Annotated in this window: 13 protein-coding genes and 1 tRNA gene; 10 read left to right on the forward strand and 4 right to left on the reverse strand. The window is 62.3% G+C overall.

The window, feature by feature from the left end; genetic code table 11:
* The first annotated feature begins 48 nt into the window (after window positions 1–48).
* Complete coding sequence (locus AC1MBU_RS00495) at window positions 49–513, forward strand: MarR family winged helix-turn-helix transcriptional regulator (protein WP_346027546.1); 465 nt, start codon at window positions 49–51, stop codon at window positions 511–513.
* 14 nt (window positions 514–527) lie between these two features.
* Here the strand turns inward: AC1MBU_RS00495 and AC1MBU_RS00500 are convergent, their stop codons facing one another.
* Complete coding sequence (locus AC1MBU_RS00500) at window positions 528–1,217, reverse strand: FadR/GntR family transcriptional regulator (protein WP_479788098.1); 690 nt, start codon at window positions 1,215–1,217, stop codon at window positions 528–530.
* Window positions 1,218–1,293: 76 nt separating this feature from the next.
* Between AC1MBU_RS00500 and AC1MBU_RS00505 the strand changes: the two genes are divergently transcribed.
* The 3 genes from AC1MBU_RS00505 (at window position 1,294) to AC1MBU_RS00515 (ending at window position 6,190) form a co-directional block, all read left to right on the forward strand.
* On the forward strand, window positions 1,294–2,520 hold the full coding sequence (locus tag AC1MBU_RS00505) for an alpha-hydroxy acid oxidase (protein ID WP_479788100.1): 1,227 nt from the start codon (window positions 1,294–1,296) through the stop codon (window positions 2,518–2,520).
* A 159-nt stretch (window positions 2,521–2,679) separates the two neighbouring features.
* Entirely contained in the window at window positions 2,680–2,976 is a 297-nt protein-coding gene (locus AC1MBU_RS00510; protein WP_479788102.1) for a hypothetical protein, read from the forward strand.
* Window positions 2,977–3,388: 412 nt separating this feature from the next.
* Window positions 3,389–6,190: an FG-GAP-like repeat-containing protein gene (locus tag AC1MBU_RS00515; RefSeq protein ID WP_479788103.1), complete on the forward strand. Its 2,802-nt coding sequence runs from the start codon at window positions 3,389–3,391 to the stop codon at window positions 6,188–6,190.
* Window positions 6,191–6,261: 71 nt separating this feature from the next.
* Here AC1MBU_RS00515 and AC1MBU_RS00520 read toward each other — a convergent pair whose 3' ends face one another.
* Complete coding sequence (locus tag AC1MBU_RS00520) at window positions 6,262–6,531, reverse strand: CDGSH iron-sulfur domain-containing protein (protein WP_471672338.1); 270 nt, start codon at window positions 6,529–6,531, stop codon at window positions 6,262–6,264.
* A 199-nt stretch (window positions 6,532–6,730) separates the two neighbouring features.
* On the opposite strand from AC1MBU_RS00520, the gene AC1MBU_RS00525 reads away from it, so the two are divergent.
* The 3 genes from AC1MBU_RS00525 to AC1MBU_RS00535 are packed head-to-tail and all read left to right on the forward strand — an operon-like array spanning window position 6,731 to window position 8,567.
* Window positions 6,731–7,495: a hypothetical protein gene (locus AC1MBU_RS00525; protein ID WP_471672339.1), complete on the forward strand. Its 765-nt coding sequence runs from the start codon at window positions 6,731–6,733 to the stop codon at window positions 7,493–7,495.
* Complete coding sequence (locus AC1MBU_RS00530; RefSeq protein WP_277358920.1) at window positions 7,495–7,950, forward strand: phage holin family protein; 456 nt, start codon at window positions 7,495–7,497, stop codon at window positions 7,948–7,950. Before AC1MBU_RS00525 ends, AC1MBU_RS00530 begins: the two co-directional genes overlap by 1 nt.
* Complete coding sequence (locus AC1MBU_RS00535) at window positions 7,947–8,567, forward strand: DUF3618 domain-containing protein (RefSeq protein WP_277358919.1); 621 nt, start codon at window positions 7,947–7,949, stop codon at window positions 8,565–8,567. The genes AC1MBU_RS00530 and AC1MBU_RS00535 overlap by 4 nt, the downstream gene beginning before the upstream one ends.
* 65 nt (window positions 8,568–8,632) lie before the next feature.
* On the opposite strand, the gene AC1MBU_RS00540 is transcribed toward AC1MBU_RS00535, so the two are convergent.
* On the reverse strand, window positions 8,633–9,091 hold the full coding sequence (locus AC1MBU_RS00540) for a MarR family winged helix-turn-helix transcriptional regulator (RefSeq protein WP_277358918.1): 459 nt from the start codon (window positions 9,089–9,091) through the stop codon (window positions 8,633–8,635).
* A gap of 142 nt (window positions 9,092–9,233) precedes the next feature.
* Window positions 9,234–9,306 (reverse strand) — tRNA-Ala (locus AC1MBU_RS00545).
* Between the two features lie 69 nt (window positions 9,307–9,375).
* Here AC1MBU_RS00545 and AC1MBU_RS00550 point away from each other — a divergent pair.
* Genes AC1MBU_RS00550 through AC1MBU_RS00560 form a run of 3 tightly spaced genes read left to right on the forward strand, consistent with a single transcriptional unit; the run spans window position 9,376 to window position 12,522 of the window.
* Complete coding sequence (locus AC1MBU_RS00550) at window positions 9,376–10,842, forward strand: DHA2 family efflux MFS transporter permease subunit (protein ID WP_479788106.1); 1,467 nt, start codon at window positions 9,376–9,378, stop codon at window positions 10,840–10,842.
* A 32-nt stretch (window positions 10,843–10,874) separates the two neighbouring features.
* Complete coding sequence (locus AC1MBU_RS00555) at window positions 10,875–12,353, forward strand: S10 family peptidase (RefSeq protein ID WP_479788108.1); 1,479 nt, start codon at window positions 10,875–10,877, stop codon at window positions 12,351–12,353.
* Between the two features lie 46 nt (window positions 12,354–12,399).
* On the forward strand, window positions 12,400–12,522 hold the full coding sequence (locus AC1MBU_RS00560; protein ID WP_277358915.1) for a hypothetical protein: 123 nt from the start codon (window positions 12,400–12,402) through the stop codon (window positions 12,520–12,522).
* Window positions 12,523–12,525 lie beyond the last annotated feature (3 nt).

Genomic DNA, 12,525 nt, shown 5'->3' on the forward strand with positions numbered 1-12,525 from the left:
AGCTGATGATTAGATGGATAAATGAATCGACAGGGAAGGTGACAGCGCATGCCCGATCTTTCAGCCTGGTCGACAGGCCGGCTTCTCACGACAGCAGCGCGGCTCGTTGAGCAATCGTGGAACCAACGCCTGGCTGAACTGGACGTCACCCACGCCGGGTTCACTGCCCTGGCCGTACTGGCAGGTTACGGGCCGCTCCGGCAGGCGCAGCTCGCCGAACTGGTGCATGTGCAGGCTCAGACAATTGGGAAGACTCTCAATCGGCTTGAGGCCAAGGGGCATATTGAACGCACCCGCGGGGATGACGACCGCCGCAGCCAGACAGTCCGCATCACCGAAAAAGGTCTCGCGACGCTGGAGAAGGGCCGCAACATCGAGCGCACGCTGGTATCGGATGAGGCACTGTTGTCTCCCGAGCTACGCTCGCACCTGCAAGCCGCAATTGAGGAACTGGCGGAACCGCAGCGTCAGGTCCGCGGGCGGAGTGGACTCCACGCAGTGGAAGATCAGTAGCGGAAGACCAGCGATCAGGACCCGGAGAACCCGGCCTCTTTATAGAAGCCCTCGATATGGTTCGCCACCATCTCCGCAGCGAGTGCGCCGTCGTCGTTCCTGATTGCATTGTGGATGTAGCGATGCTCGGCGCGGAGGCGGGCGGAGGTCGCCGCCCAATCAGGCAGGGTGCGCGTGAGGCGGAGCGTGTAGCCCTCAATGGATTCCCTGAGCGAAGACATCATGGCGCCAATCAGCACGTTGCCGGCCGCGTCAGCCAGAGCAACGTGAAAAAGCGCATCGAGCCGCAGGAATTCCTTCTCGTCCGGAGCTGAAGACTCCATCGCCTCGAGGAGCGCCGCGGCATTCTCCATTGCGGGCGCTGCGGGCCTGGCATGGGCTGCCGCCCAGGTTTCCAGAAGCAGGCGCGTCTGGACGATGTCCTCGATCGGCAGGTGCGAGGTCGCCATGTGCAGGCGAAGTGCTGCGCCCAGTGCGGCACCGGGATTGGCAGTGATCACCGTGCCGGCACCCGGCCCGGATCCGACGCCGGCCCGGACAATCCCCATTGCCTCCAGCACCCGTATCCCCTCGCGGGCCGACGCCCTCGAGATACCCAACTGTTCCGCCACCATGCGCTCACCGGGCAGCCGGTCCCCAACGGCAAGGCGCCCGGCCGCAAGCTGTTCCTCAAGCCATGACTGAACAAGCTGGTGGGTGCGCATCAAATAAGGCTACCTTGCGTGGTCAGACCACATCGAGCTAGTGTGGTCGGACCACACGCCGACCCGAAGGTTTCCCATGTCCTACACGCCCGAAGCGCTGAAGCGCCGGATCCCCAAAGTTGCTGACCTGGCCCCTCTGATGCAGTTCAAGAAGCCGGAGTTCAGCCAAAGTGCCCGGTTGGGGCGTGCAAACACGATCGGCGATCTTCGCACCATCGCCAAGCGTCGCACTCCCACTGCTCCCTTCGATTACACCGACGGCGCGGCGGAAGCGGAGATCACCCTGCGGCGGGCGCGCGAAGCTTTCCTTGACCTCGAGTTCCGCCCCGGGATCCTGCGGAACGTCGAGAAGGTCGACACTTCAGTTTCGGTCCTGGGCAAGGAGTCTGCCCTGCCGTTCGGCATCGCACCCACCGGCTTCACCCGCATGATGCAGTCGGAGGGAGAATACGCAGGCTCCCAGGCAGCCGAAGCCGCCGGAATCCCCTACACCCTTTCCACCATGGGAACTGCATCCATCGAGGACGTAGCGCGGGCAGCGCCGTCGGGGCGCAACTGGTTCCAGCTGTACCTCTGGACGGATCGCGAGCGCTCCATGGAGCTCATCGAACGTGCAGCAGCGGCGGGCAATGACACGCTGATGGTCACCGTTGATACTGCGGTGGCCGGCGCCCGCCTGCGTGATGTGCGCAATGGCATGACCATCCCGCCGGCACTCACCGTAAAGACGGTCATCGACGCGTCCTATCGGCCGGCCTGGTGGTTCAATTTCCTGACACACGAGCCACTCGCGTTCGCCTCACTCAACCGCTACTCGGGCACCGTCGCTGACCTGATCAACTCCATGTTCGATCCCACTTTGACCTTTGATGACCTCGACTGGCTGCGTGAGGTGTGGAAGGGCAACCTCGTGGTCAAGGGCATTCAAACGCTCGACGACGCCAAGAAGGTGGTGGACCACGGTGCGGACGGGATTGTGCTCTCCAATCACGGCGGCCGACAGCTGGACCGCGCCCCTATCCCCCTGCGGCTGCTTCCGGACGTCGCCGCCGAACTGAACGGCAAGACGTCCATCATGCTCGATACCGGCATCATGAGCGGCGGCGACATCGTTGCCGCCCTCGCCCTTGGTGCGGACTTCACCCTGATCGGCAGGGCATACCTGTATGGGCTCATGGCCGGAGGACGGGCAGGCGTAGACCGCACCATCACTATCCTGGCAAAGGAAATCACGCGCACCATGCAGCTGCTCGGGGTAACACGAGTAGAGGATCTAACACCGGATCATGTTCGGTTCCTTTAACAGTTTTTGTCGCCTAGTTGCTGCCTAAATCTCCTTGGAAGGGCAACTAGGCGACAAATACTTTCCCGGGGCTTACTATCATGAGAGGAACTCGCGGGGCGCGGGATCCGCGAGACCTGGGGGTCACATAAAATGAAGCGACGGCGGGTGCATTATCCGTTGAAATACAGGCGTGCCCGTACGGTGATTTACGCCGTCGTGCTCTTCTGGCTGTGGACGTGGCTTGGCAGCGCGGCGTTCATCGCCAGCCTGTTCAACTCCCCCATCCACGCCATCATCGCCATGTACGCGCTCTTCACTTTCATCCTGCTCTCTCTTCCAGTTTTCCTGCTGGCTCTTGCCCAGATGGCCTTGAACCGCCCGGGTGTTTCGGCGGAGGCCGCAGTCGTTGTCCGGCTGGATCCGCGTCTGGCGGGCCACTCGGAGCGTACGCACACTGCCCGCACCGCTTCCTGATTTCATTTGCTTTTTGCCTAATAATTAGGCTAGGCAATTATGAATTGCCGAGCATTTCTCGCTCACTATTCCTCTTGCGGATATCCTGCGGGAAAACTGAGCTTCCTTGGACAATCCTTTGCGAATTCCCGGCGATTTACCGGAGATAGCTAAACCTATACTTGGTGCGGGGCCTTTAGGGCTGATGGTCTCGAAACAGCCCGGGCGCCGTCGTAGGGGGACACGGCGGCGCCAGCCCCACCCCACACTCGTACCACCAAGGACTTCCATGCTTTCACTTCAGCGTTCTACAGCTGCGCTCACCGGCGTTTTGCTCCTGGCCGCAAGCCTTTCGGCCGGGGTACATCCGGCAGTGGCACAATCTGTTCAGCCATCTCCGGTCGTAACGTCGCCAGCCGCAACCCAGGAGCCCGTGCAGAGCCCGGAACCCCAGGATGTGTCACCCGCCACGACTGCGCCGGCCGAGGTAGCGCCGGCCGAGGTCGCGACTGTGGAGGAAGCGCCGGCCGAAGCCGCGGACATTCATGAGCTCTTCCCGGACGGGTTCCCGGCCCATCCCGACCACACTTTCGAGGGCCCGTTGGCGAAGGATGGCCACTCGTTCACTTCCACGACTGAAGGGGCGGCCATGTCACCCCTCGGCGCCGGCGGAACGCTCTCGCGCGCAGGTGACATCAAGGTGCGGTTGGTGACAGTCGACCTGGCGGATAGCACCGCGACAGTTCCGCGCTTGACGGCCGAGAACTCGATCGCGGTCTCGAGCACCTACTGGAGGAGCATGTCGAACGGCCGGCTCTCCATGTCGGTCGCCTCACGGGTGTGGGACCATGCATCGGCCGCCAAGTCCACCGATTCCTATGACCAGATCATGAATAAGGTGACATCGGAGCTTCGCTGGTCCTACAGCCCATACACGGCGCTGGTGGTCTTCATTCCAACGCCTTTGAAGGAGGGCTACCTCGGTTACGGCTGGAGCAGCAACGGAACCAGTGGTCGCATTCTGATGCCGCAGGTCAGCAACTTCACTACGAACGTCGTTACGCACGAGTTTGGGCACGTACTTGGCCTCATGCACTCCGACTCGCTGCAGTGCACGAGCGGCCAACCGGACACTGCAAGCTTCAGCTCGGGGTGCTCGATCCGGAGCTACGGCGACACGTCCGATCTCATGGGCATCTCCCGTTGGTTCGAAACTCCCGCTATCAGCTCGAGCTTCTGGGACTACGGTGGATTCGGACGCGGGGACGAAATCCGAAACACCGGCGTGGCCTCCGGGAGCAAGACCTACACCCTTTACCCCTGGGCCGGTTCGGCCTCCAACCGGGCCGTCAAGTTCACGGATCCGAGGAGTGGCGAAACCTATTACCTCGAACTGCGTACCCCGGTCGGTTTTGACGCAGGAACCGCCACCCTGGGCAACCGTGGCGTCAAGATTGTTCAGAGCGGCGGGCTCACCGAAGCTTCGTCGCTGCTCCTGATGCCCTCAAGCAAGCCGTACTCGGGTTACTACGCAGAGAACACCGCGTGGCAAGCGGGCAGCACCTTCATGACGCACGCCGGAACCGCTGTGCGTATCAATTCCGTCTCCAACACTTCGGCTTCGGTCACCATCACTGCTGCCGATACCTACCCGGCGACAAGTCCAATTGCCACCTCAAACGAGCGCTCGGATATGGACAGCGATGGGAATCCAGATGTCGTGGCGCGTGACGCCAATGGTGAGCTTTGGCTGTACCCGACAACGTCCACCGGTAAGTTCGAACCTCGCATCCGGCTGGGCTACGGCTGGAACATCATGAGCTCGATCCTGCTGCCAGGTGACTTCAACGGCGACAAGTTCTCCGACATTCTCGCCCGTGACGGAGCCGGCCGCATGTGGCTCTACGCGGGCACCGGAACCGGCTCCATCCGCTCAGGTGTTCAAGTCGGCGCCGGATGGAACGTCATGACTGAACTGGCCACCCCGGGAGACTTCGACGGCGATGACAACGTGGACGTTATTGCACGAGCCGAAGACGGCTCACTGTTCCTTTACCCAGGTGACGGCGAGGGAGGCTGGAAGGCACGCACGCAGCCCGGCTCCGGCTGGAACGTCATGGCCGCCATCGTCAGTCCCGGTGACTTCAACGGTGACGGTCGCGCCGACATCATCGCGCGCGACAAGGCCGGCACACTGTTCTTCTACCCTGGCACCGGGACAGGCAAATTCGCTACCCGCCGCGTGGCAGGCGAAGGCTGGAACATTATGACCGCACTGTCCGGTGCCGGCACGTGGGGAGCAGACACCACCACGGACCTGCTCGCCCGGGACACCGCAGGCACGCTGTGGCTTTACAACGGAGACGGCGACGGAGGATTCGACAGCCGCTCAATCGCCGGCCACGGCTGGAACGGCATGCTCATCGCTTCCGGCACCACGGATACTGTCACGGTGGAACCACCGGCAGCGGCACCGGCTCCCACCCGGACGGATATGGACAGCGATGGGAATCCAGATGTCGTGGCGCGTGACGCCAATGGTGAGCTTTGGCTGTACCCGACAACGTCCACCGGTAAGTTCGAACCTCGCATCCGGCTGGGCTACGGCTGGAACATCATGAGCTCGATCCTGCTGCCAGGTGACTTCAACGGCGACAAGTTCTCCGACATTCTCGCCCGTGACGGAGCCGGCCGCATGTGGCTCTACGCGGGCACCGGAACCGGCTCCATCCGCTCAGGTGTTCAAGTCGGCGCCGGATGGAACGTCATGACTGAACTGGCCACCCCGGGAGACTTCGACGGCGATGACAACGTGGACGTTATTGCACGAGCCGAAGACGGCTCACTGTTCCTTTACCCAGGTGACGGCGAGGGAGGCTGGAAGGCACGCACGCAGCCCGGCTCCGGCTGGAACGTCATGGCCGCCATCGTCAGTCCCGGTGACTTCAACGGTGACGGTCGCGCCGACATCATCGCGCGCGACAAGGCCGGCACACTGTTCTTCTACCCTGGCACCGGGACAGGCAAATTCGCTACCCGCCGCGTGGCAGGCGAAGGCTGGAACATTATGACCGCACTGTCCGGTGCCGGCACGTGGGGAGCAGACACCACCACGGACCTGCTCGCCCGGGACACCGCAGGCACGCTGTGGCTTTACAACGGAGACGGCGACGGAGGATTCGACAGCCGCTCAATCGCCGGCCACGGCTGGAACGGCATGTACATCGCGGAGTAAGCAGACCGCATTACGGTGAAACGCCGCCGGTGTCGCTTTGACAGCGATACCGGCGGCTTTTGCGTTGAGCCCTACTGCCGGCCATCCGGAAGGTCAGCCGGGTCCGGCAGTTCCGGCTCCGTGCGGAAGTTGATGAGCTTATGTGTCCCGTCGCAATACGGCTTGATTGTCGAGGCTCCGCAGCGGCACAGCGCCACAGTCTTACGACGACGAGGCACCGGTTCGCCCGTGGGAGTGACGATGGGCACCTCTCCCCTTACGAGCAGAGGCCCGTCGGGGCAGGCAACAATACTGACGTCGTCGTTCCGTGATGATCCCGGTGATGCGGATGATCCAGTCATGAGTCTCCCTGGTTGCGCTTGTAGCCCTAGCCGACTCCCGCTCAGAATACTAAGCTGGCTGTCCACACAGGTCCCTGCGAGCTTGGCGGTTTGAATGGGAGTTTTCGTTGCGGTCTTGTGATCATATGCTAAGCATGCTTATTGTGTAGATGCGATGGCTTACCTTCCAGAAGTCCTCCACATCAATAAAGGAGTCATTATGAGCACACAGAACTGGTCAGAAGACCCGCTGGTTACTTCAACGCCGGGCGCGCAGAACACCTCGTCCTCCGGACAGTCCACTAAGTCTGCTGCAAAGGATGAAGCCAAGGATGTAGGGCGGCAGGGCGCAGACGCAGCCAAGGGCGTCGCACAGACCGCGGGGTCAGAAGCGAAGAACGTGGCACACGAGGCCGGCGCCCAGGCCAGGAACCTTGTCGGCGAGCTTGGCTCCGACCTGAAGAGCCAGGCCGGAACCCAGCAGCAGCGCGTCACCGACGGTCTGCGCTCCCTCAGCGATGAGCTGAATTCCATGGCGCAGAACTCCGAGAGCGGCACCGCCCAGCATCTCGTTCAGCAGGCAGCCCAGCGAACCGGGAGCGCTGCTTCATGGCTTGAGGGACGTGATCCGGGATCACTGCTTGACGAAGTTACCGGCTTTGCCCGCCGTCGGCCCGGTGCGTTCCTGATGGTCGCAGCCGGAGCAGGCCTCCTCGCGGGACGCCTCGCACGCGGCCTTCAGGGCGGATCCGATTCGAGCGGCTCACCCTCGACCGGCAGCCCCGCCGGATCGGCAACAGGCGGCCAGCACGTCGCTACCTACCCGCCGGTGCCTGACGAGTACGGAACCGACCAGCCGGCCTATGGCGCCGGCATCGACACACCGCCGGTGGCCCAGCCAACCACCACGCCTACCGTCACCCCAACCACTCCGCTTAGCCAGCCCGGAGTAACCGGCACTGAATCAGGGAGGGACTTCCGCTAATGACCGAGCCACACCTCCACGGATCACATGCGGCGCAACCGCCGCCGCCGAGCCCGGACAATGACCAGGGTTCGAATGCCTCTTTGGGGCAGCTGCTCAGTGAGGTCACCAGTGACCTGTCGACGCTGATGCGCCAGGAACTCGAGCTCGCGAAAGCTGAACTGCGTGAGTCAGGAACGCGCGCGGGCAAGGGCGCTGGGATGTTCGGCGGCGCCGCAGTCGCTGGGCACTTCGTGCTTCTTTTTCTTTCCCTCGCTCTGATGTGGGGCCTCGCCGAGTGGATCGAGAGCCTTGGGTGGGCCTCGGTGATTGTTGCCGTGATCTGGGGCATCATCGCTGCAGTCCTCGCCTTGAAGGGGAAGAAGGAAATGAAGTCGATCAAGGGCATGCCGCAGACCGCTGAGACAGCCAAGGAAATTCCGCCTACGTTGAAACCAGGAGAGCACACGCCATGAACCAGACACCTGATGAAATCCGTGCGGACATCGAACGCACCCGCCGCGAACTGGGCACTGATGTTGACGCCGTCGCGGACAAGGTAAGTCCGTCGAACATTGCCCACCGGCAGACCGACAAGGTCAAGAGCGCGCTTGGCAACGTCAAGAACAGCGTGATGGGCTCAGCCCATGATGCCTCGCACTCTGCCAAGGGCAGTGCGCACGGCGCTTCACAGTCAATGAAAGACTCGGCACACCATGCAGGTGACGCACTTCATGACGCACCGCAGCGCGTCACCTCGAAGGCGCAGGGAAACCCTCTCGCCGCGGGCTTGATCGCCTTCGGAGCCGGCCTCCTTGCCTCCTCGCTCATCCCGGCGAGCCAGAAGGAAAAGGAAGCCGCCCAGGCTGTAAAGGAAAAGGCACAGCCTCTCGTCTCCGAAGTGACAGACGCCGCCAAGCAGGTAGCCGAAGACATGAAGGAGCCGGCACAGCAGGCCATGGACTCGGTCAAGCAGACCGCCACGGACTCAGCCAATACAGTCAAGGAAGAAGGCACGAGCGCTGCCTCGGACGTCAAGGACCGGGCTCAGGATGCCAAGTCCAACGTTCAGAGCAGCTCGAACACGCCGTAACTCCTGAAAAACAAACCGCTGGCGCTGTACGGATTCCGTACAGCGCCAGCGGTTTGTCGCCTAGTTCAGCTGTTTTGGCCTGCCTGCTCCACGCCGTTCGGAGGGAAACGGGCGGGAAGCAGATCCTCGATAACCTTCATCAACAGCCGGCGCAGTTCAGGAGACGCACGCTGCAGGTCGAGCGCGAATTCCCGCTCGTGACGCTCCGCCTCGGAGAGCAGCGATCTGCCAGGCTCGGTAAGGCTGACGACGAAGGTTCGGCGATCGCTTTCACTGCTGTGGCGGTAGACCAAACCCTGCTGCTCGAGGCGTGCCAGTGTTCGCCCGACAGTCTGCGCGGTGACATGAAGATGGTCAGCCAGCTCAACCTGAGACAGCGGGCCGTGAGCCTCGACGGTGCGCAGCGTGATGAAGGCGGCATGCGTAATTCCGAGCGCGTGAAGACGCTCGTTCCAGGCATTCTCGGTCAGGCGGGCAGCGGTGGTGAGCATTCGTTCCGTCGTCCAAAGGTCCGTGTCCGGCATCTCCGCCTCTTCTCATCTGGATCCGGATTAAGGGATTCGTAATCAGTGGACCCGTGGATGACTTCTTCCTGCCAGGCCGGTGCAGAATCAACATACCGCGACGGAAAGGGTATGTGGCGGAAGGTGCCCACGACGGGACGAGTGGAGCTTAGGGGAATCGAACCCCTGACCTTTTCATTGCGAACGAAACGCTCTACCAACTGAGCTAAAGCCCCGGAGCAACCAAGATACCTCAGCATGCGGGACAAGAACCAACTGTCAGAGCCCGGCTGTACCCTCGAATCATGCAATCCTCCGCTCCGGAGATCCGGGCCTGGCCGGCGCTATGGTCGCTCGTCATCGGGTTCTTCATGATCCTCGTTGACTCCACCATTGTCTCTGTCGCCACGCCCGCCATCATGGAGGGCCTGCAGGCAGACATAGACAGCGCCATCTGGGTCACGAGCGCCTATCTCCTTGCCTACGCCGTGCCGCTGCTGGTCACGGGACGGTTGGGTGACAGGTTCGGGCCCCGCCGGATCTACCTCGCCGGACTGGCAGTCTTCACTGCTTCGAGCGCCATGTGCGGTTTCGCCGGGACCATCGAACTACTTATCCTCGCCCGCGTTTTCCAGGGGCTGGGCGCGGCCCTCATGACGCCCCAGACAATGTCCGTCATCACCCGCATCTTTCCTCCGGACCGACGGGGCTCAGCCATGGGTCTCTGGGGCTCCGTGGCGGGCATCGCCACTCTTGCCGGCCCCATCCTGGGTGGTGTCCTTGTTGACACGCTCGGCTGGGAATGGATCTTCTTCGTCAACCTGCCTGTCGGCGTCATCGGATTCTTCCTGGCCTACCGCCTGGTTCCAAACCTGACCACCACAAACCACTCCTTCGACCTCCTCGGCGTGGTTCTCAGTGCAGCAGGAATGTTCTGCCTGGTGTTCGGTCTTCAGGAGGGTCAGACCTACAACTGGGGTCCTATTGCCGGTCCCATTTCAGTCTGGTCCCTCATCATCACAGGTGCCGTGCTTTTCACTGCCTTCCTGGTATGGCAGCGCTACAACCGCAAAGAACCGCTGGTGCCGCTGAAGCTTTTCCGCGACCGCAACTTCTCGCTCGCCAATGCGGCAATCTCAGCCATGGGTTTCACCATCACAACCATGAGCCTGCCGCTCATGCTCTATGCGCAGAACGTTCGCAACCTCTCACCCACGCAGGCTGCGATGCTGCTGGCCCCCATGGCGATCATCTCCGGTGCGCTGGCTCCTTTCATCGGAAAGCTCGTCCAACGCGGAAACCCCAAGTACATGGCCATTTTCGGCTTCACCGGCATGGCAGTTGCCTTGTTCTGGCTTGCGTCACTGCTCACACCGACCACCCCCATCTGGCTGCTGTTGCTGCCTGTCGCGCTGATCGGCCTGGCAAGCGCAGGCATCTGGGCTCCGGTCTCGCTGACAGCCACACGCAATCTCGCGCCGTCGCTCGCCGGCGCCGGATCCGGCGTCTACAACACCACGCGTCAGGTGGGAGCCGTAATTGGAAGCGCGGGCATCGCGGCCATCATGCAGGCACGCCTGGCGGCAAACGGCGCCGTGGGCACACCGGCGCGGTCTGCGGAATATGCGGCAGCCATGGGTGAGTCGCTGCTTCTGCCTGGAACCGTCGTCGTCATCGGTTTGATCGCAGCGCTCTTCTTCGCCCGTCCGGAACAAAATCATCTATGGAGCGCTGACATCGAACCGACCATGCAAACTTCCAAACGGGGGTAGTTGCCTTCCGTAACCACCGATAGGCTCAAGGGATGGCAGAAGAATTCGCAACTGAAAATACCACCGTCGAGAAAACGGAGCCCGACGCCGTCAAGGAAGTCAGCGACGACTTCGTGACACGGCAGCACACCGCTGCCTCGGGCCTCGAATACACCACCACCACCGGCCGGCTAGTTCTGCGGCGTGAAGAAACCAAAGACGGCAAATCGGAGGGGTGCAAGCCGAAGGCCGAGATCTTCGTCGTCGCGTACACCAAGGACAACAGCACTTCTGAGCGGCCGGTCACTTTCGCGTTCAACGGCGGTCCAGGTTCTTCTTCGGTCTGGCTCCATCTCGGACTGCTGGGACCACGCCGTGTGGACTCAGGTGATGTCGGGGCGATGACTCCCCCGCCCTTCGGTCTCGTTGACAACCCCGAGACCCTCCTCGAACACAGCGACCTCGTTCTGATTGACCCGGTGAGCACAGGCTTTTCGCGGGTGATTGAGGGTGAGAAGACCGACGAGTTCCACGCTTTCGTCGAGGACCGCGACCTCGTGGCGGAAGTCATCCGCCTGTGGACTACGCGCAACAATCGATGGCTCTCGCCCAAGTACCTCGTGGGCGAGTCCTACGGAACCCTTCGGGCGGTCGCCGTTGCCGGCCGCCTGTTCGATGCCTATGGCATGGCGGTCAACGGCCTCGGCCTCATTTCCACGGTGCTCAACATGTCAACACTCCGCTTCTTCCCGGGCAGCGACACCCCGTATGCACTCCACCTCCCCACCTACGCGGCGATCGCCCACTATCACGGCCGCCACCCCGGCAGGGAGCTCACCGATGTCGTTCGCGAGGCGGAGGAGTACGCCTCCCGCGATTTCGGCTATGCCCTCAGTCAGGGCGCCCGGCTCACCCAACCCGAGTACGACGACGCCGTCACCCGCCTGAGCGCGCTCACCACCCTCGACGAGGGCTTCATCCGCCGCACGAACCTGCGCTGGGCGTACCACGAATTCGCGGCTGAGCTCCTGCGGGCGGAGGGACTCGCAGTGGGGCGGATCGATGGGCGCTTCACAGCGCCGCCGGCCAACCCGCAGTCCTCCAGCTCCACGGATGATCCGAGCATGCGCGCCATCACAGGGCCGTTTGCGGCGGCGATCAACCACTACGTGCGCGCCGAGCTTGGGTATGAGAATGACCTCCCGTACGAGATCCTTACCGCGCGGGTCCAGCCCTGGAGCTACCGGACCTTCGAAGGCGCACCCGTTGACGTCAGTGACGTGCTTGAGCGGCTCATGGTCCACAATCCGACGCTGCGGGTACACGTGGATTACGGCTACCAGGACGGCGCCACTCCGCACTTCGCGGCCGAGTACGTATTCGCCCATATGGCGCTCAATGATGAGGCTCGGGCAAGGATCTCGCACCACTACCACGAGGCCGGTCACATGATGTATCTGAAGCCCGAGTGCAGGCTTGCGCAACTCGAGGCCCTCAGGAATTTCGTCACCGTCGATCCCGCACAGAATTGATCAGTGTGCTTACTATGGAGGTTCATTCCACGAAAGGCGGAACAACATGCTGAAGAAAATTCTTTGGATGCTCGCACCGGTCATTGCATCGAAACTGCTCGGCAAGCGCCAACAGGGCCAAACCAACGCCAAGAACACGCGTGGGAAGAACCGCGGCTACCGGCGGTAGGCG

The organism is Arthrobacter sp. PTI12, from assembly GCF_056679915.1.